Genomic DNA, 26,701 nt, shown 5'->3' on the forward strand with positions numbered 1-26,701 from the left:
TGCAACCTCCCCGTGTTTTAAGATTTATAGAATGTATAAGCTTTGAGGCAATTCTTATCAATTCTATAACCGCAAGCATAGATTTCTTACGAAAAGCGGCCCCTCATTGCTAATAGAGCATGGACGCACTTTTTTTCTTACGAGTATACCATAAACGGGCGGAATCGCCAGCGTTCATGTTTATAAATTTATAATTAGTTTATTCCGAGCGAACATATATGCTATAATCTTCTGCTAAAGGATTTAATAGGCCGTCTGTAGAATTATTTATATATGCCGTAGCTTGGACAACGATGGCGGTGTTATGGGAAAAAGATGAGGGCCAAAGGAATTTTTTAGAGCTTTTTGACCCCACAAACAAGAGACCGTTGGCACGGGACCCGCCTTTAAAGTCCTTATATACAAGTCAGGCAAGGAGGATTTATGATGGAAAAAAGAAAAGCATTGCTGCTAGGAGATTATTCATATCCGGAGTTTCACCCGCTACAAGGGGTGGACGAAGAGATTAGTCATATTTTACAAGATTGGATGACGGTTCAATGCAGTGAGAATCGTAAAATGCTGCTCAAGGAAAATCTAGCCTCATTCGATCTATGCATCTCGTATTGTGATAGCCGTAAGGAGGTTCTGTCTCCTCAACAAACAGCAGGACTGCTGTCCTACGTCAGCGGCGGAGGTGGACTGCTTGTGCTGCATAACGGAATCACATTGCAAGGACGTTATGAAATTGCACAGCTCATGGGAGCGCGTTTCCTGCGGCATCCGTCAGCGGAGCAGCTTTCCTTCAAGGTAACAGAGCCGGATCATCCGATTATGGAAGGGATCGAGCCGTTTGAGATTCAGGAGGAGCCGTATCGTTTTGATTTTGATCCATTCACTGAAAAAACACTGTTGATGGAATACGAGTATGAAGGTCAGTGGTGGCCAGCTGCATGGTCATTGTCCTATGGCTTGGGCAGAGTCGTCTACCTGATGCCTGGACATAATCAGCCAAGTTTCCAGCACGAGGGATACCGTAAGCTACTGCTTCAGGCTGCTAAGTGGGCCGGACGCTTTCCAGGTTAAGTATAATCATTCATTCCAACCATTGTGGGGGGAGCTGCGAACTTTATGCGGCTCCCCTTTTCAGGTTATACTATAGGTAATCACAGGTAGGGGAGGATATATTATGAGCGATTTGTTCAAAAAAGCCATCTCATTGGGGTGGGGCCTCACCGTTGTCAGCAAAGAAAAGGTGGAGAAAGCCGTCGAGGATCTTGTAAACCGTGGAGAACTTGCGCCCTCGGAATCCAAAGCGCTGGTCGATCGTCTGATCGAACGGGGAGCAGAGGAGCAGGGACAATTCAAAACCATGATCCGCGAGCAGGTTAGCCGCATTTTGCAGGAGCTGGAAGTACCTACCGAAAATGATGTCACAAGTTTGGAGCAGCGTGTGGCATTGTTGGAAAAAAAGGTAGCGGAGCTGGAAAAAGAAAAGGCGGCGCTTACGGGTTCGAGTGACGCTGAAGAAGCGAACCGGTTGGATTAAAATGGCCGTTCGCATGAAGCACGCCGGTCGTTACCGGGAAATTGCCATGGCGCTGGCGCGTCATGGCTTTGGCTATATGGTGGAAGAAATGGGACTGTTCCAGCTGCTATCCCTGCCCCGCAAGTGGCTAACGAGAGAAACCCCCGAGTCCAAAACCTTAGGTGAACGGATTCGGCTTGTGCTGGAGGACCTGGGGCCTGCATTCATCAAGCTTGGACAGTTGGCAAGTACACGTGCTGACCTGCTGCCAGAGCCTATTATTCGCGAACTGGTTAAGCTCCAGGATCAGGTACCGCCTTTTTCGCCTGACACGGCGCGTGGCATTCTGGAACAGGAGCTGGATACGTCATTAGAGGACATACTGGTTCGTTTTGACGATGATCCGCTGGCGGCTGCTTCGATCGGGCAAGTGCATCTGGGCAAGCTGCACAGCGGCGAGATGGTCGCGATTAAAATCCAGCGTCCAGGCGTTAATCGCATCATTCGGCGGGATTTGGACATTTTACGGGAACTGACCGCAATGGCAGCCAAGCGCTGGGAATGGGTGGAGCGTTATCAGCTTCGCCAGATGGTGGAAGAGCTGGGGAGATCGCTCATTCAGGAGCTGGATTACAACCATGAAGCTCGTAACACGGAAAAGATTGCGCTCCAGTTTGAGCAGGACCCACATATCTATATTCCGAGAATATACTGGGACCATACTTCCTCACGTATATTGACCATGGAGTTTCTGGACGGAACTCACTTAGGGAGTCGTGAAGAGTTATTGCGCCGTGGTTATAACTTGAAAGAACTGGCGCAGCGGCTGGTCAACAGCATGCTGCATCAAATTTTTATAGAGGGCTTTTTTCATGCCGATCCCCATCCGGGGAATTTGCTCATCCTGAATAATGGAAGCCTCGCTTATCTGGACTTTGGCATGGCGGGAAGGCTAAGCGAAGAAATGAAGAATCATCTCGCTTCTCTCATGATCGCCCTGATGCGCAAAAATACCGATGCTATGGTTCGCGCCATCGAACGACTAGGGCTGGTCGAACCGGATACTGACCTGAATGCACTGCGAGCCGATCTGGACAAAATACGCGAAGATTACGCGGACGTTCCTTTCTCACAGGTCAGCATTGGCGATGCCTTGAACGACCTGTTTGGCGCAGCACAGCGCCATCGGATTGGTTTGCCGTCAGACGTTCTGCTGCTGGGCAAGGCGCTGCTGACACTGGAAGGGGTCGTAGAGCATCTGGACCCTGATCTCAGCATTATTGCTTTGGCCGAGCCTTTTGGCAATAAGCTGCTGAAGGAACGCTTCAGCGGCCGCCGTATTCGGGGCAAGCTGTTGGGGAGTGCAACCGAGCTGATGGAGACGCTGATGGAATTGCCGAGACAGACGAGGCATCTGGCCTCAATTATCAGCAAGGGTAAGCTTAAACTGGAAGTTACTGTACCAGAGCTGGAACAGCTTTTGCGCAAGCTGGATCAGATCAGCAATCGCCTGTCATTCAGTATTGTGCTGTTAGCATTCAGCATTATTATGGTCGGGCTGATTATCGGTTCATCACTAAATCATCAGGCGACCATGCTGTGGAACGTACCTGCGATTGAAATTGGTTTTGTTGTAGCGCTCTTGATGGTTGCCTTTTTACTATATTCTATTTTTAAATCAGGAAGATTCTAGATATCGACAACAAAGGAGGCGTCATGGACACTCATAAGATAAACACTGTCTCAATGAATACTCTTCAAATTACAGATGTACCGTGGCTTCGCCTGACTACTCCTTATGGTAGGGGCACGGAATTGCCGCATTTGATATCCAATAGGGAGTATGCAGCCATCGCTGATCTGATAGAGCATCAAGGTACATTGTGGCAGGTTACCCCATGGGCGCTACTATTCTTATTGCGGAATATGCATGCCAGAAGCCCGGAGGATATCACGCTGAGTGAGTTGGATTTGTACCATACGGTTGTTCAAGCATTGGACATGGAAAATCTACAAGCAGACTCACAGAAGTCTGTAGAATCCTTGACTATGCTGCTAGAAGAAAAATATTTATGGCCGGTAGACAGCGCTCCAGAAGATGATGAAGTGGAGTGGGAAGAGGAAGAAGCACGTGGCTATGATCCGGTAGCTTTTTGGAGCTATTATGTCTATAGCTGTCGGTTACTAAAGCAAGCGCTGCCTGATTTTGAGAGTTTGCTCCAGCGCTATGCGGACTCAGAGATTGCTGAATCCCTATCAGAGCTTGTGCAGCAATTACGAAAATTTTAAATATAAGAAAACGAATCAAACAAGCTATGATCGGAAACTAATCTTTTGCTAAGGAGTGATTTTAGTGGCAAAAAAATTAACGGATATACATCGAATACGTCTCCTAAGTCTCCTTCGTGATATTGGGTTTGAACCATCAAAAGTTACTATTGAGAACAAACAAGGGGAAATGGAGGTCATTGATTTAGAGTCTCCGTTACCCAAAGGGTTGCAAGCTGTTCTGAATTCCCGAGGTAGCCTGAGCAAGGAACAGTTGCTTGAGATCGAGGAGAGTGTTAAGCAATCCAGGGAGGATTGGGATTAGATGGGGTATTTATTTGATACGAATGCAGCTATTGCCCTTCATAGACTTGATACATCCTTGGATAAAGTAATACAACAAGCAGAGAAAGATAAAGAGAATATTTTCTTTTCTGTTATAACTCAGTCCGAGTTTATAGCTGGATTGTCCACTGAAACAGACTTAGGCTCGATACCTTTTCTTGGCGGGGAATTTATTGAAGTTAATTCAGAGATCGCAATTAAAGCGGGTCGTATCAGAAGAGAGCAAAAGGATAAGTTTGCAAGAAGGCTTAAGACCCCAGATGCTCTGATTCTTGCGACAGCTATTATAAACCAATTGGTATTGGTTACGGCGGATCAGGATCTACAGTTCGCAGAATCAGAGTATGAAGTTAAGGTGATAAACTTTAGTAGGTTGGAATCTTAGAATTACGAAAATTTTAAATATAAGAAAACGAATTAGATAAAGAAAACGGGCGATATTTCAAGTAAATAGACGTTTTCATTCTGTAAACAGCCTTTTAACTCATTCGTCTCTGCGAATCCCTTGCGTTATAATGATGGACTGGATGTAACGGAAGGGGTTCGTTTGAGAGAGACGAGCTGAATGATAGGAGAGCCTTAGTGTTTGACCGCTGGACGGATGCCCAAAGCAAGATCGGGTTGCGGGTCAAAATGCTGTTCTCTGTGAATATAGGAGGCTGGAACGAAACAGTATGAATCTTAGACAACAATGGTTCGGTAATATCCGGGCTGATATACTTGCGGGCATGACCGTGGCGCTGGCATTGATACCAGAGGCGATTGCCTTCTCCATCATTGCAGGTGTCAACCCTATGGTCGGACTGTATGCCTCCATCTCGATGGCGATTGTCATTTCTTTTGCAGGTGGACGTCCGGCGATGATCTCGGCAGCAACCGGGGCTGTAGCTGTAGTGGTTGTTGGTTTGGTCAAAGATTATGGCGTGGAGTATTTGTTTGCAGCTACTATTTTGGCTGGGATCATTCAGGTACTGCTGGGTGTTTTGAGAATTGGTCGCTTTATTAGCTTTATTTCACAGCCGGTCATGACCGGGTTTGTGAATGCGCTGGCGATCCTCGTCTTTATGGCACAGCTAACCCACTTTCATGGAGCCAATTGGATCATGTACGCGATGGTAGCGGGGACATTGCTCATTGTGTATATTTTACCGAGATTTGTGAAAAGCATTCCCGCCCCGTTGACAGCAATCATCATCATGACGATCATTACGTATGTTTTTGGATTGAATGTCAAAACGGTAGGGGATATCGGTACGCTGACCAGCTCGCTGCCTTCATTCCATTTGCCGCAAATTGAGTGGTCGTGGCACACGTTGCGGATATTGCTGCCATATTCCTTTACGATGGCGCTGGTTGGACTGCTGGAATCACTGCTGACAGCCAGTATTTTGGATGAAATGACCGAAACGAAAAGCAATAAAAACCGGGAAGCCCGTGGGCAAGGGATTGCCAACTTTGTAAATGGCTTTTTTGGGGGTATGGGTGGCTGTGCCATGATCGGACAATCCGTCATTAATGTAAGCTCAGGCGGAAGAGGACGACTGTCCACTTTCACGGCGGGGGTGTTCTTGGCTTTTCTGCTGCTTGTGCTTGGCGGTGTTGTAAAGGAAGTACCTATGGGCGCATTGGTGGGAGTCATGTTCATGGTGTGTATCGGAACCGTGGATTGGAAGTCGCTCCGAAACATCGCCAAGGTTCCCAAAGCAGATACGTTTATTATGGTGGTCACGGTCATCATCGTGGTGGCCACGAACGATTTGTCCAAGGGCGTGATCGTAGGCGTACTGTTGAGTGCCCTGCATTTTGGCTGGAAAATGGCTAAAATCCGTATCAGTGCGACTGAGGATCAGGAAGCAAAGGTGTACCATGTCAGAGGGCCGATGTTTTTCGCCTCAACGACTCATTTTGTCGATCATTTTGAACCTTCGGATGATCCGGAGCGCGTTGTAGTGGACTTTAGCCATTCACATGTGTGGGATCACTCGGCGGTTACTGCCATTGGCAAGGTGCTGCAAAAATACAGAAACGCAGGTAAATCTATTACCTTACAAGGGTTAAATGAGGAAAGTCGTTTAATTGTAGAAAAGCTCGGTGGTCCTGTAGTTACAGAGCCGATCGTGTGATGAATCGTATAGCATAAAGCAAAGCCTAAAATGGAATTCATCCATTTTGGGCTTTTTTTATTTATTTCTGAAATGAAATAACAGTTTTCTTTCTTAATCATAGATAAATATGACAAATTTTCAGCAAAGTATTGACGTAATAAATGGGCAGGAATACAATCATTGTTATTAAGCATAGCAAATACATAGGAATAATTGAAAATTGAAAGGTATGTACATATGAACTTAGACTGGGAGTTTATTGTAGAAAGCTTGCCGCTATATGGAGAAGCCATGTGGCTGACGTTGAAGATTGCCTTTTTTGCTATTCTGTTTTCATTAGTCGTCGGTTTGCTGTGTAGCATAGTGCTGTATTACAGGGTGAGAGGAATTAGTGGAATTATTGTAGCCTATATCGAGCTTTCCCGAAATACGCCGCTGCTTGTACAGTTATATTTTCTGTACTACGGGTTTACCAAAATAGGTCTGCATATGAGCGAAATGACATGTGCCATTGTGGGCATGACCTTTTTGGGCGGGGGCTATATGGCTGAGGCGTTCCGTGGTGGAATCGAAGCCGTGAGTAAAACCCAAACGGAATCCGGGCTGAGTCTCGGACTGTCCAAGATACAACTGGCGAGATATGTTATTTTGCCGCAGGCATTTGCCATCAGTATTCCGTCTTTGGGAGCCAATGCAATTTTTCTTCTCAAGGAGACTTCCATTGTGGGTGCCATTGCTTTACTAGATCTGATGAATGTGGCAAAGGACCTGATCGGTATGTACTACAAAACGACAGAATCGTTGATTCTGCTGGTATTGGCATATCTCGTTCTGCTTTTACCTTTGTCGATGCTGCTGACGTGGGTGGAAAGGAAGGTGCGATATGCTGAGTTCGGGGATTAATGTGCTTTTTGAGGGTTCGAATTTTGAGCGTCTGTTAGGGGGATTGCTCGTTACGCTGGAAATTGCATTACTCTCCATTATTATCGGTACGCTGCTAGGCATTTTGATGGGTCTGCTCCGCACTTTACAATCAAGACCGATTCGATTTGTGCTGAGATTTTATTTGGAGACATTTCGCATTATTCCGATTTTAGTGTGGTTGTATGTCGTGTATTTTGGATTTACGCCTTTGCTGAATGTGAATATCAGCGGGGAACTAACGGCCGTTATCGTATTCAGTCTGTGGGGAGCAGCCGAGATTGGTGACATCGTACGTGGTGCGCTGGAATCACTGCCTAAGCATCAGGTGGAATCCGGGCAGGCATTAGGGCTAACCTATTGGCAATTATACCGTCATGTGCTCATTCCCCAAGCGGTGCGCCGAATGCTTCCGGGTTCTATTAATCTGGCGACACGGATGATCAAAACCACGTCACTCGTGGTACTGATCGGTGTAGTGGAAGTGGTCAAGGTTGGGCAGCAGATTATTGAGCTTGGTGTAATCAAAGCGCCTTCGGCATCCTTTTGGGTGTATGGCTTTATTTTTATATTGTATTTTCTCGTATGTTATCCGTTATCCAGACTTTCCAAAAGATTTGAACGCAGATGGCAAAATTAGCAGGATGGGGTGGTGTCATGGAAGAGGCTGTGGAGGTTTTATTGGAAATTCGAGGGCTGGACAAAAGCTTCGGCGACCGAAAAGTGCTGCAGCAGATTAGTCTGGACGTAAGGAAAGGGGAAGTCGTGGTCATTCTCGGTCCTTCGGGATGTGGAAAAAGCACGCTTCTTCGGTGCCTCAATGGTCTGGAGCCAGTCCAGGGCGGAGATATCCGTTATAGAGGACAGGATTTGACAGATACAAAAGTGAATTGGCGTGAGGTGCGGCAGCATATCGGAATGGTGTTCCAAAACTATGAGCTGTTTCCGCATATGACCGTCTTGGAAAATATATTGCTTGGCCCGCTTAAAGTTCAGCGGCGAAACAAGCAGGAGGCGCTTGCGCAAGCGGAGCAGCTCTTGGAGCGAGTCGGTCTGCTGGATCGCAAGGATGCGTATCCGCGACAATTATCAGGCGGGCAAAAGCAACGGATTGCGATTGTGCGCGCCCTGTGTATGAATCCTGAAATTATGCTTTTTGATGAGGTCACCGCATCCTTGGACCCGGAAATGGTCAGAGAGGTGCTGGATGTCATGCGTGAGCTGGCCCAACAGGGCATGACGATGATTATCGTGACGCATGAGATGGGGTTTGCCAAGTCGGTAGGAGATCGTATCGTTTTTATGGATCAAGGACAGATATGTGAAATGACTACACCACAGCAATTTTTTACCCAACCGGAAACAGAGCGTGCCCAGCACTTTCTGGATATATTTCAGTACGAAACGATATGAGCATTTTGCATCAATCCCATGAGCGACTTCCAATCACAATATAGAGATTGAAATGTTTCTATTGGTCTCTATATTGCACCCAGAAGCGAAAGAAACCGAATGATGCAAAATGCTGACAAATAAGGGGATGAATACAGATGAGAAAAGGAATGAAGTTCACAACGTTATTACTGGCTTTGAGCTTGCTGATTGTCGGCTTGGCAGGATGTGCAGGGGCTGGCAATACCAACGGTAGTTCAGGCTCGGCTAAATTTGCTTCAATTGAGGACATTAAAAAGAATGGCAAGATTCGAATCGGTGTATTTGCGGATAAGCCGCCTTTTGGCTACGTAGATTCAGAAGGGAAAAATCAAGGCTTTGATGTGTATATTGCGAAACGGTTTGCCAAAGACCTCTTGGGCGACGAGTCGAAGGTGGAGTTCGTTCTGGTGGATGCCGCCAGCCGGGTTGCCTATTTGGAATCCAACAAGGTAGATATCATCATGGCTAACTTTACTGTGACCGATGAACGTAAAGAAAAAGTCGATTTTGCTAACCCGTACATGAAATTATCCTTTGGCATTGTGTCACCCGACAGTGCTCCCATCACCACGATTGACCAATTGAAGGGCTCGGATCAAAAGCTGATTGTTGCCAAGGGAACGACAGCAGAGACCTATTTTACGAAAAATTATCCTGACATCAAGCTGCTCAAATTCGATCAATACACCGAAATCTTCTCGGCTCTCAAAGACAAACGCGGTGCCGCCATTGCGAACGATAATACAGAGCTGATCGCTTGGGCCAAGGCCAATCCCGGCTTTACCGTAAGCATTCCAGCCTTCGGTGGTCAAGATACGATTGCCCCTGCAGTAGCGAAGGGAAATAAGGAACTGTTGGATTGGATCAACAACGAACTGGCTACGTTGGGTAAAGAAAATTTTGTCCATCAAGCCTATAAGGACACACTGACCTCCGTTTACGGAGAAGGCTTTACGGATCAATTGGTTGTGGAGGGCGGCAAGGTTAATTAATCATCGTATAAATTGCTATTAAGTATAAAAAAGCGTTGGGCTTGCTGTCCCGACGCTTCTTTCATATGGGCAAAGGGAGATTCGCAAGTTTTTAATCGAGATAATACTTCCCCAAAATCTCTTGCATGCTCGTATATTTCATTATATAATTTTAAATGATTATGATTCTCATTATCATTATCATTTAAGTCTTTAGGCGCAGACTCCCAATGAGCCTAAGTGAATAGGATGGTGCTTTACACATGGCTAAAACGGATGTGGCTACTGCCAGAAGACAGCTCAGCAGTCCGAACAAGGTAACGCGCAGACGGGCTTTGAGAACGATCAAAGCTGCGAAGCGCGCGAAGTAACAAGCTTCAAGTTAACTGCAAATGCAATACCAGTGTCAAAATTTTTAGTCTCCTCATTTTGATATTGCACCTGCCTTCCTGATGGTGGTATACAGGAAGGCAGTTGCCTTTTTTTATTTCTTTTGTGCAAACAGCCATTCAATCATATCCTGATTTTGTAAAGCCGGAACCCAGGAGAAGTGTCCTGTAGGTTTGATAATCCCTGCTTCGTATTCAGTGAAATGAATGAGGTTTCCGTTCTGTGCTTTAATGGCAGCGACCATTTCTTGCGAGTTCTTAGGACTTACTGTCGTATCGTCTGCAGCATGGAAAGCCCAAATCGGAACGTTTTTCAACACTTCAACGTGTGCAGGGTCAACAGGGGCATACATGTTAACAGCTTTTTCATAGTTGGTCAGACCGGCAATCGGCACGCCCGCAGCGAACAGATCAAGATTTTTTTCTAACAATCTCCATGTCCCCATGGCTCCTTGAGAAATACCTACGATATAGATGCGGTTGGTGTCGATCGGATATTTTAGGGCCGTTTCACGTACCAAATCGGCAACAGCACTGTTGCGCGGTTCATCTGCCCAAATAAATTTATGCTCTAGGTCAATCGGGCTTTGAGGAGCGATGACGAAGGATGGGTGCTTGGCTTGCTGCTCAGGAGAAGCCCAAGTAACGGCCCCGGCATTCGCTAACAGGTTAACCCCGTTTCCGTCACCACGTTCGCCGTTGCCATGTAGAAACACAACCAGCGGATAGGTTTTGCCAGGTTCTACTTTAGGCTCAAACGTAAAGTAGTTCAGTTTGAAGCCGGCTTTATTTTCAAAAGTGTTTTTTTGAAAATCATCTACGATGGGTGTCACTTTATCGGTTGCTTTAACAGGCTGTGCAGTCGCTGGAACGACTGTTTTCTTCGAAGTTGCAATATCTTTCTTTTGGCTAATGTAATAGTTCAGCGGATTAATACGATTGACTGCGCTTGTCGAATCGTAAGTAAGGGTGCTTGCATTTTTATCCTGTGTATCCAGCTCGATCACGACATATTTGCCATAAGTGCTGCGGTTGGTGATGGCACCAGTATCATTGGTGTATACACCAGTCACAGTTCTGTCTGCGTATACATCATTAAGCACAGATTGAACCTGAAAACTGGAAGTGGACAGGGATGATCCGTCAATATTGGTGCTGTACTTCAGTACAACGGCAGTAACAACCTCACCCAGAGGCTGTACCTCAGTAAGCACGGTTGCCTGTGGTGCTGGAACATCGGCTGCTGCGGCAGAGCTGGAGGATGGATAAAAGATCGTAAGCAGGAGCACGAAAGATAGTAGAACAAGGGCGAAACGTCTTCTTTGCATAAGATAATCTCCTTTGGCGTTTTTATAAAGCGCTTACTATATGCTCAGGATGCTTGACTGTATGCTGTGGAACTCATACAAATCAAAAAAAGGCAAACTCCGGGTACACAAGTGTACTCGGGTTTTGCCTTTTCAGTAACAATCCCAATTGAAGGATAGCATCCTCATTGGAATCTGACAAGTGAAAGCGCTACAATTTTGGATGTTTTTATAAAAAATTTTCCTTCTCAACCGGGATACGATGGTATATAATCTCCTTAACTTAACACCGTTAACTTATATAACGACGTTAACAAGGGAGATGAAATCATGAACCAATATGATGTTATTGTCATTGGTGCTGGGCTGGGTGGTTTGTCTTGTGCAGCCAGACTTTCTGCGTTGGGTTACCGGACAGCTGTGTTTGAAAGTCATACTTTGGCTGGCGGCTTTGCTACTGAATTCACACGAAAGGGATATACCTTTGATGTCTCCTTGCACGGCGTCGGCGGACTCGAAGAAGGCAGCTTCGGTCAGATGTTAAAGGACTGCCATGTGGACCAGCAAATCGTTCCTCTCCGTAAAAAGCACCCTTACTCCATTCGCTGGGAAGGGCAGATCATTGATATCCCATCTGATGTGCAGGAGTATGTGCAACTCCTCAAAGGCATGTTTCCTGCTGAGGTAGCAGCCATTGACAAGCTATTCGCGGGCATTCGCCGTTTTGAGACAGGCTTTACCGCTTTTTCTTCCCTTACTTCCTGGCGTAAGCTGGCGGGTCTGTTCAAAGCAGGCACCTTCTTCCGCTGGACGAAAATGACCACCTGGGAGGCTGTAAGTCAGTTTGGCTTGTCTGACCGATTCACGGAGTTCTTCACTGCACTCTGGCCCTATTATGGGCTGCCCCCGAAGCGGTTGGCGGCTTTGTACTTTTTTATTCCCTGGATCGGCTATCATCTCGAGGGGACGTACTACATTCAGGGAGGTGCACAGGCCTTGTCCAATGCGCTGGTCGAAGCTATTCAATCAGCTGAAGGAGAAGTTCACCTGCGCAGTCAGGTATCTGAAATTATACTTGAACGCGGTAAAGCAGCTGGTGTACGTCTGAAAAAAGGGGATGTATATAAAGCCAACTGGGTTGTGTCTGGGATCAGTCCCCATCATACCTATGGCCGTCTGCTGGAGAGTCACAATGCCGCCCGTCGCGAGCTGGAGGCTGTAACCAGACTGGAAACTGGCACGTCTCTCACTCAACTGTACCTAGGGCTATCATGCGAGCCTCATGAGCTTGGGATCAGCGAAGAAGACTTAATCCTGTGTAACGAGCCGGATTCGGAGACGGATTATGAAGTCATGATGAGCGGCGAGTATATGAAAGGCAACTGGATGCTCACAAATTATAACGCCATGGACCCTACACTCAATGAAGCGGGAAAGGGTGTCATCGCTGTTACATTTTTGGACAGATTGGAGAACTGGCCTAGTGCACGTCCCGAATATAAAGTCAAAAAGAAAGCAGTAACACAGCAGATACTGGAATGTCTTGAACAGCTATATCCTGGTTTTAGCAGCAAAGTCGTGGTGGCAGAGTTGGGCACACCACGCACCATGCAGCGGTATACTGCTAATCCCGGCGGAGCCGTTTATGGCTATGCACAAACGGTCCGGCAGTCCGGCATAAACAGACTGAAGCGCAAATCAGCAGTGAACCGCCTGTCATTGGTAGGAGCCTGGACACAGCCTGGGGGCGGGTTTCAAGGAGCTATGAACTCGGGTATAATGGAAGCTGATCGTATCGCCGCCAAATTGAGATAGGCAGAAAGGGCAAGTATATCTACTCATGAAACATATCAAACGCCGAGAACGTGAAAGCAGTGAGATCCGCCGCAAAATCATTGAGGCCGCCCGCTCCCTCTTTTTGAACCAAGGGTATGCTGAAGTCTCCATGCGTAAAATTGCGGATCAGATCGAATATTCACCAACGACTATTTATCATTATTTCTCCAATAAGGAAGCGGTTGTTCGTGAACTGCTGTTAGAAGGGAATGCTTTGTTCCTGAAGGCTCTCCAGCAGCGCGTGGATGAAGCACAGGCAGCCGGACTGAACGCTCTGGACACACTGAAAACAGTGTCCGATGCTTATGTCCGTTTTGGCATGGCTAATCCCGAATACTACAACATCCTGTTTATCAGCAACCTTGAATCTGTAAGCTCGGTTACCCTTATAGACAGTGGGAGTTTTAAAGGGTTTGAGTTGCTTGAGGGCGGACTCAAAGCCGCTATGGAGGAAGGCTGCATCATTCAAGGAGATGAGCGCCTGATGGCTAGATCCGTATGGAGTATGCTGCACGGATTGACTTCTTTGCTCCTGAATTTTGAACTTCCTATGGCAAAATCAAATGATGAATTGATTTCATTTACTATAGATACTTTTATTCGGGGAATAAGCCGCTGATGAAACGGCTTATTTTTTTTATCCTTCTCCCCCTGTGCATGCAAGTCTGCATACGTCGATTCCAGTGTTAACGAAGTTCCAGATGTGAAAGCTGCTCAAGCACGGCTTCAATGCGACGTTTATCTTTTTTGAGCATCACGAGCTGTAAAGAAGCATGAAGCAGATTTGAGATGCTAACCCAAGCGTCTGCTTCTAGAGTGGGCAGAAGATCGCGCTGAATCATGATATCCAGCGCCTCGGTTGCAATTTTCTGATGAAGCTCGCTACCGGATAGCCATTCAATCACCTGCTCATCTGTAGGACGTGAGTAGGCGAAAAGTACTGCCCAGCCATCAACCGGATGATTGACCTTATCCCGCATCCAGTCGATGACCTGGGGGGAATGAAAATGCTGTAACTGCCCGTTAACGGTGTATCCTTCTAATTTGCCATCCTTCGCCCTATGCTGTATCAGATCATTGTAAACTTTTGTAAGCCCTTCCTGCTCGGGTAGGCAGCGGGCGGATAGATAGGCACGTGTCGAGATAAATGCGGCCCTAGCATGTGTGTTATTTGAAGCGGGAGGTCTCCATGCTTGCGCGGTATCCGTGTCCGGCTCCCATAAGGAGCGAACCCAATCAGCAGCCCCAATACCTGCGGTCTCCCCAACGAAAAATGCCCATGTAGCGAATTGGGCCGGGTTACACTGAATGCGCTGCTCCCAGGCAAGAAAAATATCCTTTGGATCATAGGCCTGGAAAGCCTGCAGTACAGCAGGATGATCTACGCCATGCATGGTGGTGTAGTGGATCAGTGTATCCAACGACCGGGCATCCTCCAGTTTCATCGTGCAGAACATATCCAACCAGCGTTGCCACAGCTGCAGCGACGGGCTATTTAGCTGAATACCATGCTCGTCTAACACGTTAGACCAGTCCCACAGCCATAGTCCGTGCAAGGTAAGCATGGTTTCTATATAGGTAGGTAGACTTTCTGCAAGCAGCGTGAACTGGTCCAACTCATGCTCATAACAGAACACTGCTGGCTCTGTTGCGGATGTCGCTCTATCAAGCAGGATCGGATCACCAGCACCGTTATAGTTCAAAATAAGATATCGTTGTTCGTCCGCTGCTGAGTCGGTATCTTCTCCATAGGATGTAAAATAGCCAATATCCTCATAATTCCAGCCAAATTCTCCTGTAATATCGTCAAGGTTAGTCGGTTCTTGTTCAAGGTCATGGCTGCCTTCATATGAATACTCTGATTCATCGACTACAACACAGTGTTGAGGGAGGCACCATAGCAGATGTAAGCTGCCACACCGCTTTAATAATTCAGACAGGGAGGCAGGCAAAGTGATCTGGAGCCGTTCCTCCAGCTCAGTCAGTTCCTCTTCGGAAATCCCCTTCGTGCATTGGTATGCCACGTCAGGCATTCCACCTTGTCTCAGACGATCAGCGATTTCCCCCAGCTTTTCTAAGGTATATGCAAAATGTACTGTCATTCGTATTCGTCCTCCTCTTACTCTACAACTCGGCAATGCTCTTTTTGCAAGAATGATAGAATTTCATCATGAAGTGCTATCGCCTTGGGTTCATAAATGATCGCCACTTCGCGTCCATATGCATAGTTGAAGCGCACATATCCGCCAAGAAGCTGGAAAAAAGCCATGCAGGTATGCTCGTTTTCGATCCATAGGTTTGTGTCAAAATGCTGTTTAAACCGCTGAGCCAACACTTGTATAGATGCTGGAGCTATATTTGGGATTGGATCGTTCGGATTGGCTGGATCGTAAGCTTCGGCCGTATCCGGGGGATTAAATAGTAGGAATGTCGCGGTTCTGTCCAGACTGACAGGTTCGAAATAACGGGGGAATGGCTCTATTTTTCTGAATTCATCCCGTAGTATATGCTCCAGCGTATCTGTAAATGGGGTTTGAACATCTAATGGCCTCATAGTAATGATTTCCGAATGTCGCGGTAGCCAAAGCAAGCCTTCGACCTGAGGGTGCACCGCTAGAAAATCACCATCTATGGAGCTGCCGATGACCACGCACTCGCTCAGCTGTTGCGCGGTGATCGGACAGTTATCATCATGCGTCCACAGTTCGTAATCTGCATAGGATTGCAAAAGTTGAGGATCAGGCGGTTCAATCACCAGCAGGCCGCAATAGGTGCCTGGCCCGTATTGGGTGAGAAATGAAGCATAGGGAGTTGGTAAAGTTATGCCATGGGTATGTTCGAAATTTGTCATTTCATCGGCAGCCACTGGCGTGTGTCGTGTGGAAACCCAATACATGAAGAATACACCTGCTTTCCGGCACTCTATCTATAGGGATGGAGCCCAAATGTAAATGAGAGATATGCTATAATCAGGAAATAAAATAGTTAAATATTAGTCTATCTCAATTATGTAAGAACTACAATTTGTGAGGGTACGAAAGGGGAACACATCGTATGACATCGGGGGTACAGGCCTACATAGATCCAATTTTTGAAGAGATTGACCAGAGATACGCTTCTGAGCAAAAGCGCATCGCGGAATTCAAGAACAAAAGCGTCCTTCACGAAGGGATTCATGAATACTTAAAAGTTACCTGTAAGAGAGATGGGGTATGGGTGGATACCTACGAACCGTTTGATTGGGATCATCGTAGACCAGACACAAAAATTCCTGGTTTTACGGAGGAAGTGACGCTCCAGCAGGTGCAGGATGAATGGATGCCAGTGTTCAAAGAACGGATAGCGGCTCTGTATAATTCGGAAGAATTTGGTCCTATGTTTTTTCGTTATCGGCTGGAATTTCATCTGGAGGTGGTCTTGGAGAATAAGGCCAGTCATTTTACATTCTCGCTGCTGAACGAAGATAAGCGGCAGCACCTGTTAGCCTCTATTGAACAGTTTCTGGAGCAGAAGCTCAATCCTGCCAGTAGAGCTATGCCAAAGGAAGAGGACGATTTTTTCTTAGTAAGGCACTTGCTTGATCCTCATTTGTACCCTGTAGACGCCCAGCGGGTGAATGAACTGCTGAATCGAATGGATGCAAAAGTGCAGGTCAGCCGCAAGCGAGAAGAAGCATGGAGGCATCAGCTGAGCAGAGGCTTAATGCATTGGGCTGAAGATGAATTTTTGGCTAAGTATACAGATCAGGAAAAAAGTTACGGGCTTGATTATACGGTGAGACCCGATATTCTTCCTTCAGATATTCCCGCCCCGGTTATGGAGATGTTCCTGCTGACCGCGATGCGAGTGGGTCTGACCGATGCCGATGCACGGCAGAAGTATTTGGAGATTGCTGCACAACTGGGCTCAGAGCAGGCTGTTCAGTGGCTTAAGAGCGGATCAGGCAGCATTCCAGCGTCATATACAAGCGAGCGTGTCACCTGCCAAGCGAATGATATTTTGCAAACACTAGAGGTTCAGATTCGTTCTGAGGAAGAAGAGAGCTACAGAGAAGCACTCGTATATCTATGTGATATATTACGGAAAGGCTTTACTAAGGAATATGGGATGAAGTTTAAAAGCAAAGTGAAAAACTATCTACCCGTACCCAAGTTGGCCAAATCTGCATTACATCGTTTCTTTGCTAATGCACTTGAATACCCTTCGCTGCTTCCGTTGCTGGCGGAATATGCCGAGACCGTGATGGAAGAATTCAAGTGGTACAACGATGTAGAGCCGGGGGAGAAGTCGGCGATGCCAGGAACCTATGCGGTGATGGGATTAGGACTTAAAGGAACGGAGTATTTTTCGCTGGTGAATCGTTATATGAAGCTGGTAGACAGTGAGCATCAGTCGGTACAGGACGGTTACGCTGCTGTATTTGCTGAGGCGCATGGACTGACACCGGATACGATCCCCGTTTGGGCGAGGATTCTTTTGGCAGGTAATGATTCCGCCAAACCACTAAAATCGGCTGGCATTGAAAGTGTAGAGCAGGCACAGGCGTTAGTAGATGTGCTTCTACAACTGGAAGACTACGAACAAGAGATGCTCGTTTATCGTATATGGGGTGGCGCGAAGAAACTAAAAAACAGCCTGAAGCAGGCTGTCCCTGAGGTAAAAGAGTTACTGGAGCCGCTTATTCCATAAAAGCATCGTATTCTTGATCATATCGCAGTCCCTGCGCAATGTGTTGAATATCTGGCTCGCTTCCACTGCGGCGTAGCACTTCAATAACATCCTGTACAGTCGATATTTCCAGCCAAGATTGCACGTGATGGTCTGGGAAACGGCCTGGATCAGTGCTTCTAGGCTGTCAAAAGTTTGTATACTCATGTTTGGTAATGCTCTCCCTTAGACGCTTGTTTATGCTGTAGCTTTTGTAATATTTTTAAAATGGCCTGGCGATTTTTAGCATCCTTAATGTATTTGGGAATGGAATGGGAAGCCGTACGCATCATACCGGATGAGGGTTTTTCTCGCAACTCGGCAGAGATATAGGAGAGCAGGTAATTCAGGTGTATCCGGTTAAGAGCCCAGACTGGTTTCCCCCGATAGTAATCAAGGAAGTACAGCTGGAGCTGGAAAATAGGATCTTTTCCATTTTGGATCACGTCCGTATGCCATTCACGTGACTGCATACGATGCACCGGAACCTGATTACGTGTCTCGCAATGCGGACAGTGTATATTCGTATTTTTATGAGCAACCGTTCGGTCATCATGGATTTCAATATTAAAATATCGCTCGCAATGGCTGCATACACCGCGTGCATAGAATTTATACGATTCTGGCTGCTGAAATGTGTAGTAACAATGAGAGCAGCGAACAACGTAATAACAGTCTTCCTTTGATTTGGAAATAGAAGCTTGACCCTGACAGCGAGGGCAGTGGACAGCTACCTGTTCTCCCCTCCAGATCACGGCGGCAAAGTCATATTTATATCCATATTCATCTTTGAAGCGTTTTTGCTCCATGTTCGTTCCTCCTTTTCGGAAAGAGCGTAAAAACGTACTTTTTATATATCATATGTTATAATATTCCTTAACAACAGAATGGCTTAGATGGGCGGTCGGCTAGTCTCCTGTAAAGGAGGTGAGGCCTGTGGAGGTTAAAGACACCTTAATGTTGATGATTCAATTTGCAACGTTGGTGATTCTGATTCTTTCCTTCCATAAAAAGAAATAGACCGCCCTCGACAAAGGCAAACGGTCTATTTCAATGATCATCCTTTGACACGGCTACCGCCCTTAAAAGCGGCTGTTGCCAAAGAGTGAGGATGTTGACGCATCTTCACTCTTTTTTAGAATATACATCTTATTCCCATTTTAACACTTGAAAAAGGCCTTTTCAATGTGCCGAAGCGTGGAAATAGGATTACGTAGTGCAAAGGAGAATGGGTATATGAGCATTTTTACAGGTTTGCAGCGTCCGCAATTCCAGGCCTACTATGATAAGGAATTTCTTATAGAGCATCGTTTTGAAAACGGTCGAGGGTTTCCGCCTTCCTATATAGATTACGTCAAAACTCTCGGCTACGGGCGGTTATGCGGCCTATGGAACATCCATATTCCTCTCGGTGATCACCCGGATTCATGGCTCCATCGTTATTATGACTGGCGTGCTTGGTTTGATGATGTACTGGAATCGGAAGAGGTTTTACAAGAAGCGGCGCTGGAGCCAGATGGTTTCCCGGAACTATTGGAGCATGCAGTTCCCTTCGCTTCCAGTGAAGGAAATGACCTGCTGGTCTGGGATGATCAATCGCCTGATGAACGGGGGGAATTCCCAATTTATGCTTTGAATCTGCGCACATGGGGCAACTTTCGGTATGCAGCCCCTGATTTGTATAGCTTCGTCGAAGCGCTGCTGGATGGGGAGCGTGTAAAGTCGGTTTTGGGAACACATCGTACACCATTCCCTTATACATTTGAACCCTTTTAGATCGTTAAAGAGCCACCCTAGTTTTCGAAGTCTAAGGTGGCTCTTTGCGTTGCTATTCTTCTAGCTTTTATGTTTGGGCTAAATATTGCTGTACCAGTTCATATCCAGCCACGCCCATTACAGCATATTGAGTATATTCTTTTAGTTCCAGGTTGCGTACATATTCATCCCCGTAATACAGATGGCCCGCGCAGTTAAAATACTTTAGCTGCTGTTGCTCCTCGGATAGAGGGCGATGATCGATAATGGGCCATACTCCCTTCGTCAGATTTTGGGTAGCGGTGAATATAACCTCAAATCGACCCCGGTAATCTGTGAAGGAGAGATAGGTGGTTTCATCCTCGTACGTTTGATTCTGACCTATGGATAGTACACCAAAGGAGAACGCCTTTTTGAATCGACCATACAGCGCGCAGATCACCTGACATACCGCAAAGCGACCGTCATGCATGGGGATAACAAAAATATCGCCTTCCTGATGTTTGATTCTTTTGAATATCATCGTCAGGCCAGCTCTTCCTGAATGATCTCTGTTTTTAGACCTTTAGCGCTGGTAATCGTAATGCTGATCGCATCGAAACCGTTTCGCTTGGCCTCTTCAAAATCACACCGTTCGCCGCTGATCAACTCCAGCTGCCCGTTCTCATCCACATCATCCGCAAACTCGTCATCCCAATCAACATTATAAAAAGCAGTCACGGTCACCTCAAAGGTATCTTCACCATCATCGTCCAGATAAGGTAGCAGGGGAGTGCGATTGTTCTGCTGTTTTTCCGTATATACTTCACACAGCAGTGCATCGTAACCATGGCGGGTTCCATCAAAAATCACGATCTGCTCACCTGTGACTGCATCTTCTGCAATAATGAGCTGGGGTGCAAACTCCGTTACAGCGATCAGCTCGTCCATGAACTCTCCATAATAAAAAATGTGGAATTTCGTATTTCCGGCCTGTGAACGGAGCTTACCTGTCCATTCCTGCTCGACCCATGCCTCCGGGTTTTCGGGTACAACCCAACCATCCAAATAAGCGGGTCCTAATTTAACATGATGTGTTTCTGTCATCCGTAGCGCCTTCCTTTCTTTTCGTTCATTATGACATGGACAGGGTCACGATTTTGTTGTCCTCGTCAACATCTACCTTCACGTTCACTCCCAGCTTGTCCTTAAACAGCTTACTGATATTGATATAGTTATCCTTTACCGCACGGCTTGAATTACCAGTGGTGCGAGTCATCCCAGCGGTGATGATGGAGCGAACATAGGTTTTGTCGAGCTTGGCTTCAGGATTGTAAGTATAAATAACCTGCTCTTGTTGATTGTAATAATGGGTTAACTCCGTATAGTCATTGGCGTTCTCATACTGTTTTTCCTCACGCACATAATCGGGATGGTCCATGGTGTAGTGGATTCCCCCGTCCAGAAAAGGATTATCCTTGGAGGGTCTGAGTTCATATTGTCCATATGCGAGTTGAAACAGGTATTCTATGCCTGAGCCCTCTGCTTGATAGTAGAGCTGACGATGATCCCCTTTTTTATCGATCGCGGTATAGCTACTGATTAAAGGCCAGGCATCATACTTTTTACCCTTTACCTCAACGGCAACCTTATAATGTACGAGCACCTTTTCATTTTGGAATAACCCAAAGCTGCTCATAATGAAATACGCAGGCACACATATAATTCCGATAATCAATATGAATATAAATATTCTTACACGCATGAGTAGAGTAATTCTCCTTTGGTTGTCGATTATGTGGACAGCTCTCGTTGGGCAGATGCGCCGAATTCCTCATGTTGCAATAATTGCTTCAGCGCATGTTGTGCAAAAGGGTGGGCTTTATGTGCGCGGAGCAGTGCAAAAGCGGCCCCCTTGACTAAGATATATGTATCACTGCAGATTATGTCCAAAGCTAAACGTAGCTCTGCTTCTGAACAAGGCATCCATGCCAAAGTTTGTAAAGCTGCGTTTTGCACATCATCATCTTCATCAGGCTTGCACAGCAGCTCGCGAATTCCTCGCATGATCATCGGCTGCTGGTTCTGATCTGCATATAGTCCGATGACCTTCAGCGCTTCTATACGAAGCAGATCCTCCTCGGATGATTGCTGCGCAAGCTGCAAAAGTAATGCGGTGGTGTCCTCTACAGGCTGGGGGATCGCTGTTAATTCGCGTAGTGATACCAACCGATCTTCATACGATAGTGTAGGGAAAATAGATAAAAATGTCTTTCCCTCATCATCGGTTTGTATGGACATATACCCTCCTTATTTCTTAGCCAGATTACTTTTGGCATTGTGTATTACCTACTCTTATGTCTGTAGTTCGATAAAGCTTCTTCCGTTCCGCCCCCCTCCAGCAGCACCATAATTGCATAGGAGATTGTATCAATCCAATCGCCAAGGGTACTAATCTGCTCTACGGTCAGCAGGTTGTTTCGCTGCAGCATACCATCAGGATACAACGCCCATGCCCGTGTATATTGGCAAATTCCCCACAGAGCGGATATAAGCTCCCGTTCTACGGACGGTTTCTCCAACTCATCTGCCAGAACCTCAATGATAGTCATGAGCTCATGAAAATTATCCTCGATCAGTTCGCCTTGAAAGGGACGAAGCATCCCTAGAAATCCGCTTTGCATTTTGGGATGCTCCAAATCAACATGAATAAAAGAATGACAGCGCAACAGCTCACGGGCTTCTTGTTTATTCATGAAGTTCCGTAATCTCTGCACGGATACCTCTGCACAGAAAGCTACCTGACAGTCCCGACAAGGCATCAATGTCAACGACCATGTCTGCTTCTTCATAGCGGAAATCAAGCTGCAAGATAATATTTTCTGTTTCTACAGGGGTTAATACATGCTCTTTGGTTTCCAGAAATGTAAACGTCACTGCATAGCGTGGAATATCTTTGACTGGAGTTTCAGGAATCACAGGTGCCTCAGCCGAAGGCTCCAGATCCGGTGATTTAGGAACCAGCACACTAGCGGGGGATAGCTCAATCGTCAGTGTAATCTGGTCTTTGGTCATATTGGCAGCCGTGATTCGGTCATAGTGAAAAGGTGGAAAATAGCCGAGCTTTTCGACAATGCTGTCTGCACCTTGAATAGAAACGGTTGGAGAGAAAGCCAGTTCCAGTCCGATGGCCCCTGTCAGTTGGTCTTCATATTCTGGATTGATACGGATAAGGACTTGTTCCGATTCTACTTTCAAAATCGTACCTATAAAATACTGTTTGCCATGGATCAGGACAACATCATGCGGAACGAACGGCAGTGCTCCTCCGGCTTGATAATGAATGAGATATTCGTTTCCTTTTTTTTCAATGTTGTGAACTTGAATTTGCATAAATTGCAGCCTCCTAGGGTTAATGGGATGACGGATTGTTTAAGTGTGACGTAAAGGGTACGGAGTCCACGATTGAAAAACATACTTCATATCCGGGGTATCCTTTTCGAGCATAAATGGGAGAATATCCATAATAGCCCTTGCTTTACTGCCAGCATAAAAGTTACGCGAGCTGTGTAACAACTTGTCTGCCTTCAACCACTGGCTCAGCTTCATCATAACGTCTTCGACGATTGTTTGGTCGATATGTTCATAAACGTCCTGACGGATCGAAACAAGCATCCCGCAATTGTTGGAAGATTGACCCATATGGTCATTGGACAAAAGAATGTACACTTCCGGCGTCGTCCCTTTGTTATAGGACGATTTGATACTAGGAGCCTCTATAACCAGCATCAAAGGAGTCATTTCATCATCGGTTACAATGCGGAGCAGCTCCTGCTTGTCCCAGCGGATCTTGCCGTGTTTGGCTTTCTTGGATTGATAGATAGACACACGGGTGTTACGGATTCCTGATATGTTCAGGAGCGTTTCAAAACAATCGAACAGGTTAGTAAAGCAGTCTTCGGCAAACAAAGTGTGTTTCTCCGATAAGGAGCCTGTCATTATGAAATTATAATGCAGGTTGTTAACCACAAGCATCCACCCTTTATTCATGAATTACCAATTATCCTACCATAATATATGACATGGTGATTGAATTCACCTTTTGCGGGATTCGTTAAAATCGTTTGGAAACCAGTTCAACTTCGCGTATACTAGGAAAGTCATATATGGAACGGCCTGAGCCGCCTTGCGGCCGTATGTTGAGTTACATGAACAGATTCAACGATAACGGATATGCTCCCTTCCTGAAAAGGGGAGAATGAGAACCGATACAAAAATGGGAATTCTGAACTATGGAACGATAGATGTCATATGGCACATGAACCTATTTTACGTGACACATATTGAATACAGATAAGGGAAGTGAATACAACTTGAAGAATTTTACAGCATTAGGCGTGGAGCAACATTGGGTAGAAGCCTTGAAAGAGCAAGGCATCTCAGCGCCAACACCTGTACAACAGGAGTCCATTCCACTGTTGATGGAAGGTCAGGATGTGATTGCCGAGGCACATACGGGCACGGGGAAGACGCTTGCGTTTTTACTGCCGATTCTACAAAAGCTGAATTTGGACAAGCGGCATCCGCAGGCGCTCGTGATTGCACCTACGCGTGAATTGGCGCTCCAGATTACAGAGGAAGCAAAATGCTTGGCTGCTGCGGAACCGAGTTTATCTCTGCTAGCTGTTTACGGAGGACAGGACGTGGAGCGTCAGCTTCGTAAACTAAAAGGTGGCGCACAACTGATTATTGGTACACCTGGGCGACTGTTGGATCATCTGAGACGTGGCACGCTTGATTTAGGCGGCATTAAAATGCTGGTTCTGGATGAGGCTGACCAAATGTTACACATGGGCTTCTTGAACGATGTGGAAACGATTCTTCAGGAGGTTCCTTACCGGAGACAAACCATGCTGTTTTCCGCTACGATGCCAGCTGGTATTCGCAAGCTGGCTCGTGTCTATATGAACGAACCCGTTGATGTCAAAGTGAAATCGGCTTCTTCCGTTCCCGTGAGCCAAATCCGTCAGGTCGTTGTGCAAACAACAGACCGTGGTAAGCAACAGGCATTGGTAGATATGCTGAATACGGATCGTCCGTATCTGGCTGTTATTTTCTGCCGTACCAAGCGCCGGGCTTCCAAACTGAATGAAGAACTCCAGGAGATGGGGTTCGAGAGCGGTGAGCTGCATGGGGACTTGTCCCAGAACAAGCGGGAGCAAGTGATGAAGGCGTTCCGTGAAGCGAAACTTCAATTGCTCGTAGCGACAGATGTAGCCGCACGCGGCCTCGATGTAGAAGGCGTCACGCATGTCTTCAACTATGACATGCCGCAGGATGCCGAAAGCTACATCCACCGCATCGGACGTACCGGTCGTGCCGGAGGCAAAGGCGTTGCGGTGACGCTCGCCACGCCAAGGGATGTTCCTGAGCTTCGGAACATCCAAAGAGTTGCTGGTGTCACATTCACCAGCAGTGAGGGCGGCGGGCAGCGTAGACCTGCTCCCGATACGCCTGAGCGGCAGGGTAGAAATGACCGCTCAGGCAGAAACGACCGCCGTTCCTTTGGCGGCAACGATGCTGGCGGCGGACGCCGCAGCGGCCGCGAACAGGCGGGTCGTCGTGACGGTGCAAGCGGCGAGCGTCGCTCCAACCGCAGTAGCAGTGAACGTGGCGGATATGACCGCAGTAGCGGCCGTTCTGTACGCGAAGGTCAAGGCCGCTCGGCGGGCCAAAGCAGCGGACGTGGCGGATATGACCGCAGCAGCGGCGGATCTGCACGCGGAGGTCAAGGCCGCTCCGCAGAGCAAAGCAGCGGACGTGGCGGATATGACCGCGACAGCGGCGGTTCTGCACGCGGAGGTCAAGGTCGTTCGGCAGGCCAAAGCAGCGGACGTAGCGGATATGACCGTAGCAGCGGCGGTTCCGCACGCGGAGGCCAAGGTGGACGCGGTGGACAAGCCAAAGGCAGTCCGCGTGGTGGTCAAGGTCAAGGAGGCCGACGCGGTCGGTCCAGATAGATAAAATGGGGGTATTCTCATAGAATGCTCCACTATGGTTATCATAATAGCCCCGGGGAGGCTCATCTTCCGGGGCTATTATAATCTTCATATATGCCGCTGTAAGAACAGCATCATAAGATAAAGAGCAACCAAAGATGCCCTGAGATAACCGAATAGCGGTCAGGACATTTTTTAAAAGATAATTTGGAGGGGTTATACATCATGCAGGAACAGGATATGGGCAAGCGTGCCATGGTCTCAGCATGGATCAGCCTGATCAGCAACATCCTCTTAACCGGCATCAAAATAATCGCAGGACTCATGTTCAACAGTAAGGTGCTGGTGGCCGATGGTGTGCATAACGCCGGGGACGTCATTGCTTCTGCAACGGCACTGGGAGCGATGAGAATATCCAGCCAGCCGCCGGATGAGGATCATCCTTATGGTCATGGCAAGGCAGAAGTAATTGGTGCTAGTGTAGTGGCGGTCATACTGTTCGGGGCAGGCATATTTATCGGCTATCATTCCATTGCCGCACTGTTCGAACCGATGCCACAGGAGCATATACTGGCATTGGTGGCCGCCATTATTTCCTTGCTCTGGAAACAGTGGCTGTATATCTACACGATTCGTATTGGCAGAGCGGCCAATAGTCAGGGTCTCATTGCGACGGCAAAAGATCACCTGGCTGATGTGTATGCCTCGGGAGCGGCTGTCTTGGGGATCGGATTAGGACTGATCGGGGAACATTGGGATATTCCGATTTTATCTTACGGCGACCCCATTGCGGGGTTCGTAGTGGCGTTGCTGGTTCTGAAATTGGCGTGGGAAATGGGTCGCGAATCCATAGATGTGCTCATGGAGAAGGCCATTGCAACCGAGGAAATCGAAAGCTACGCAGCAGCGGCACTGAGTGTAGTCGAGGTTCAGCGTATTGATCGTATCCGTGCCCGTGAGCATGGTCATTATATTATCGTTGATATCCGAGCTTCAGTGGATGCCTCTTTGACGATTCAGCAGGGACACGATATTATCCGGCTGATCAAGAGGGCCGTCATGAAGCAGGAGCCGCGGGTTTATGAGGTGCTTGTCCATTTGAATCCGTGGTATGCAGACGACCTCCATGCTGTAAAATCAACACAAAAAGACCCTGAAGATAAGGTATAACCGATACG

General features: G+C 47.1%; 31 protein-coding genes. 19 read left to right on the forward strand and 12 right to left on the reverse strand.

Annotation, left to right across the window (positions count from 1 at the left end; all coding sequences use genetic code 11):
• Positions 1–426: 426 nt before the first annotated feature.
• The 12 genes from G9G57_RS01995 (at position 427) to G9G57_RS02050 (ending at position 9,922) form a co-directional block, all read left to right on the forward strand.
• A complete protein-coding gene (locus tag G9G57_RS01995; protein ID WP_016822807.1) occupies positions 427–1,065 on the forward strand; it encodes a ThuA domain-containing protein in 639 nt (212 codons plus the stop codon).
• Positions 1,066–1,168: 103 nt separating this feature from the next.
• Positions 1,169–1,528: a phasin family protein gene (locus tag G9G57_RS02000; RefSeq protein WP_016822808.1), complete on the forward strand. Its 360-nt coding sequence runs from the start codon at positions 1,169–1,171 to the stop codon at positions 1,526–1,528.
• Position 1,529: 1 nt separating this feature from the next.
• Positions 1,530–3,200, forward strand: a complete 1,671-nt coding sequence (locus G9G57_RS02005; RefSeq protein WP_164964411.1) for an ABC1 kinase family protein — start codon at positions 1,530–1,532, stop codon at positions 3,198–3,200.
• Positions 3,201–3,223: 23 nt separating this feature from the next.
• Positions 3,224–3,796, forward strand: a complete 573-nt coding sequence (locus G9G57_RS02010; protein WP_164964412.1) for a hypothetical protein — start codon at positions 3,224–3,226, stop codon at positions 3,794–3,796.
• Positions 3,797–3,860: 64 nt separating this feature from the next.
• Positions 3,861–4,100 (forward strand): hypothetical protein, encoded by a 240-nt coding sequence (locus G9G57_RS02015; protein ID WP_164964413.1) that lies wholly within the window; start codon positions 3,861–3,863, stop codon positions 4,098–4,100.
• Positions 4,101–4,505, forward strand: a complete 405-nt coding sequence (locus tag G9G57_RS02020) for a PIN domain-containing protein (protein WP_019688862.1) — start codon at positions 4,101–4,103, stop codon at positions 4,503–4,505.
• A gap of 289 nt (positions 4,506–4,794) precedes the next feature.
• Positions 4,795–6,243, forward strand: a complete 1,449-nt coding sequence (locus G9G57_RS02025; RefSeq protein WP_016822814.1) for a SulP family inorganic anion transporter — start codon at positions 4,795–4,797, stop codon at positions 6,241–6,243.
• A gap of 219 nt (positions 6,244–6,462) precedes the next feature.
• On the forward strand, positions 6,463–7,128 hold the full coding sequence (locus G9G57_RS02030; protein WP_016822815.1) for an amino acid ABC transporter permease: 666 nt from the start codon (positions 6,463–6,465) through the stop codon (positions 7,126–7,128).
• Positions 7,109–7,786 carry an amino acid ABC transporter permease gene (locus G9G57_RS02035; RefSeq protein ID WP_016822816.1) on the forward strand — a complete coding sequence of 226 codons (678 nt, stop codon included), beginning with the start codon at positions 7,109–7,111 and terminating at the stop codon, positions 7,784–7,786. The genes G9G57_RS02030 and G9G57_RS02035 overlap by 20 nt, the downstream gene beginning before the upstream one ends.
• A 17-nt stretch (positions 7,787–7,803) precedes the next feature.
• The gene (locus tag G9G57_RS02040; RefSeq protein ID WP_107733789.1) at positions 7,804–8,559 is read left to right on the forward strand and encodes an amino acid ABC transporter ATP-binding protein; all 756 of its coding nucleotides are present in this window, start codon (positions 7,804–7,806) and stop codon (positions 8,557–8,559) included.
• 137 nt (positions 8,560–8,696) lie between these two features.
• Positions 8,697–9,572, forward strand: coding sequence for a cysteine ABC transporter substrate-binding protein (locus tag G9G57_RS02045; RefSeq protein WP_017428606.1), 876 nt, complete (start codon positions 8,697–8,699; stop codon positions 9,570–9,572).
• 242 nt (positions 9,573–9,814) lie between these two features.
• Positions 9,815–9,922 (forward strand): putative metal homeostasis protein, encoded by a 108-nt coding sequence (locus G9G57_RS02050; RefSeq protein ID WP_016822819.1) that lies wholly within the window; start codon positions 9,815–9,817, stop codon positions 9,920–9,922.
• Between the two features lie 113 nt (positions 9,923–10,035).
• Here the strand turns inward: G9G57_RS02050 and G9G57_RS02055 are convergent, their stop codons facing one another.
• Positions 10,036–11,268: a PHB depolymerase family esterase gene (locus tag G9G57_RS02055; protein ID WP_164964414.1), complete on the reverse strand. Its 1,233-nt coding sequence runs from the start codon at positions 11,266–11,268 to the stop codon at positions 10,036–10,038.
• 309 nt (positions 11,269–11,577) lie between these two features.
• Between G9G57_RS02055 and G9G57_RS02060 the strand changes: the two genes are divergently transcribed.
• Together G9G57_RS02060 and G9G57_RS02065 are read left to right on the forward strand one after the other, a co-directional pair.
• Complete coding sequence (locus tag G9G57_RS02060) at positions 11,578–13,062, forward strand: phytoene desaturase family protein (RefSeq protein ID WP_164964415.1); 1,485 nt, start codon at positions 11,578–11,580, stop codon at positions 13,060–13,062.
• Positions 13,063–13,087: 25 nt separating this feature from the next.
• Positions 13,088–13,702 carry a TetR/AcrR family transcriptional regulator gene (locus G9G57_RS02065; protein ID WP_016822822.1) on the forward strand — a complete coding sequence of 205 codons (615 nt, stop codon included), beginning with the start codon at positions 13,088–13,090 and terminating at the stop codon, positions 13,700–13,702.
• A gap of 67 nt (positions 13,703–13,769) precedes the next feature.
• On the opposite strand, the gene G9G57_RS02070 is transcribed toward G9G57_RS02065, so the two are convergent.
• Together G9G57_RS02070 and G9G57_RS02075 are read right to left on the reverse strand one after the other, a co-directional pair.
• The gene (locus G9G57_RS02070; RefSeq protein WP_107733793.1) at positions 13,770–15,185 is read right to left on the reverse strand and encodes an SMI1/KNR4 family protein; all 1,416 of its coding nucleotides are present in this window, start codon (positions 15,183–15,185) and stop codon (positions 13,770–13,772) included.
• A gap of 17 nt (positions 15,186–15,202) precedes the next feature.
• Positions 15,203–15,979, reverse strand: a complete 777-nt coding sequence (locus tag G9G57_RS02075; RefSeq protein WP_107733794.1) for an SMI1/KNR4 family protein — start codon at positions 15,977–15,979, stop codon at positions 15,203–15,205.
• Positions 15,980–16,137: 158 nt separating this feature from the next.
• Between G9G57_RS02075 and G9G57_RS02080 the strand changes: the two genes are divergently transcribed.
• A complete protein-coding gene (locus G9G57_RS02080; RefSeq protein WP_107733795.1) occupies positions 16,138–17,772 on the forward strand; it encodes a DUF6138 family protein in 1,635 nt (544 codons plus the stop codon).
• Here the strand turns inward: G9G57_RS02080 and G9G57_RS02085 are convergent.
• Positions 17,749–17,958: a hypothetical protein gene (locus tag G9G57_RS02085; RefSeq protein ID WP_238799215.1), complete on the reverse strand. Its 210-nt coding sequence runs from the start codon at positions 17,956–17,958 to the stop codon at positions 17,749–17,751. The two genes, G9G57_RS02080 and G9G57_RS02085, sit on opposite strands and share 24 nt — an antisense overlap.
• Positions 17,955–18,599: a hypothetical protein gene (locus G9G57_RS02090; protein WP_164964416.1), complete on the reverse strand. Its 645-nt coding sequence runs from the start codon at positions 18,597–18,599 to the stop codon at positions 17,955–17,957. Before G9G57_RS02090 ends, G9G57_RS02085 begins: the two co-directional genes overlap by 4 nt.
• A 127-nt stretch (positions 18,600–18,726) precedes the next feature.
• Here G9G57_RS02090 and G9G57_RS26325 point away from each other — a divergent pair, with 127 nt between their 5' ends.
• Both G9G57_RS26325 and G9G57_RS02095 read left to right on the forward strand, forming a co-directional pair.
• The gene (locus tag G9G57_RS26325; RefSeq protein WP_223822146.1) at positions 18,727–18,810 is read left to right on the forward strand and encodes a putative holin-like toxin; all 84 of its coding nucleotides are present in this window, start codon (positions 18,727–18,729) and stop codon (positions 18,808–18,810) included.
• Between the two features lie 216 nt (positions 18,811–19,026).
• Positions 19,027–19,566 (forward strand): SMI1/KNR4 family protein, encoded by a 540-nt coding sequence (locus G9G57_RS02095; protein ID WP_126666440.1) that lies wholly within the window; start codon positions 19,027–19,029, stop codon positions 19,564–19,566.
• A gap of 67 nt (positions 19,567–19,633) precedes the next feature.
• Here G9G57_RS02095 and G9G57_RS02100 read toward each other — a convergent pair whose 3' ends face one another.
• Genes G9G57_RS02100 through G9G57_RS02130 form a run of 7 tightly spaced genes read right to left on the reverse strand, consistent with a single transcriptional unit; the run spans position 19,634 to position 23,574 of the window.
• Positions 19,634–20,068 (reverse strand): immunity 26/phosphotriesterase HocA family protein, encoded by a 435-nt coding sequence (locus G9G57_RS02100; protein ID WP_126666439.1) that lies wholly within the window; start codon positions 20,066–20,068, stop codon positions 19,634–19,636.
• 2 nt (positions 20,069–20,070) lie between these two features.
• Positions 20,071–20,631 carry a hypothetical protein gene (locus G9G57_RS02105; RefSeq protein ID WP_164964417.1) on the reverse strand — a complete coding sequence of 187 codons (561 nt, stop codon included), beginning with the start codon at positions 20,629–20,631 and terminating at the stop codon, positions 20,071–20,073.
• 28 nt (positions 20,632–20,659) lie between these two features.
• A complete protein-coding gene (locus tag G9G57_RS02110; protein ID WP_025366042.1) occupies positions 20,660–21,289 on the reverse strand; it encodes a hypothetical protein in 630 nt (209 codons plus the stop codon).
• 29 nt (positions 21,290–21,318) lie between these two features.
• Complete coding sequence (locus G9G57_RS02115; protein ID WP_164964418.1) at positions 21,319–21,825, reverse strand: HEAT repeat domain-containing protein; 507 nt, start codon at positions 21,823–21,825, stop codon at positions 21,319–21,321.
• Between the two features lie 44 nt (positions 21,826–21,869).
• Positions 21,870–22,280 carry a hypothetical protein gene (locus G9G57_RS02120; protein WP_044786184.1) on the reverse strand — a complete coding sequence of 137 codons (411 nt, stop codon included), beginning with the start codon at positions 22,278–22,280 and terminating at the stop codon, positions 21,870–21,872.
• Positions 22,273–22,917, reverse strand: a complete 645-nt coding sequence (locus G9G57_RS02125) for an immunity 50 family protein (RefSeq protein ID WP_044786183.1) — start codon at positions 22,915–22,917, stop codon at positions 22,273–22,275. The genes G9G57_RS02120 and G9G57_RS02125 overlap by 8 nt, the downstream gene beginning before the upstream one ends.
• Before the next feature lie 39 nt (positions 22,918–22,956).
• A complete protein-coding gene (locus G9G57_RS02130; RefSeq protein WP_044786182.1) occupies positions 22,957–23,574 on the reverse strand; it encodes a hypothetical protein in 618 nt (205 codons plus the stop codon).
• 323 nt (positions 23,575–23,897) lie between these two features.
• Between G9G57_RS02130 and G9G57_RS02135 the strand changes: the two genes are divergently transcribed.
• Together G9G57_RS02135 and G9G57_RS02140 are read left to right on the forward strand one after the other, a co-directional pair.
• Positions 23,898–25,544 (forward strand): DEAD/DEAH box helicase, encoded by a 1,647-nt coding sequence (locus G9G57_RS02135; protein ID WP_107733801.1) that lies wholly within the window; start codon positions 23,898–23,900, stop codon positions 25,542–25,544.
• Between the two features lie 204 nt (positions 25,545–25,748).
• Positions 25,749–26,693, forward strand: a complete 945-nt coding sequence (locus G9G57_RS02140) for a cation diffusion facilitator family transporter (RefSeq protein ID WP_019688844.1) — start codon at positions 25,749–25,751, stop codon at positions 26,691–26,693.
• Positions 26,694–26,701: the final 8 nt, after the last annotated feature.

This window comes from Paenibacillus sp. EKM211P (genome assembly GCF_011066175.1).
GTDB classification, from domain to species: domain Bacteria; phylum Bacillota; class Bacilli; order Paenibacillales; family Paenibacillaceae; genus Paenibacillus; species Paenibacillus polymyxa.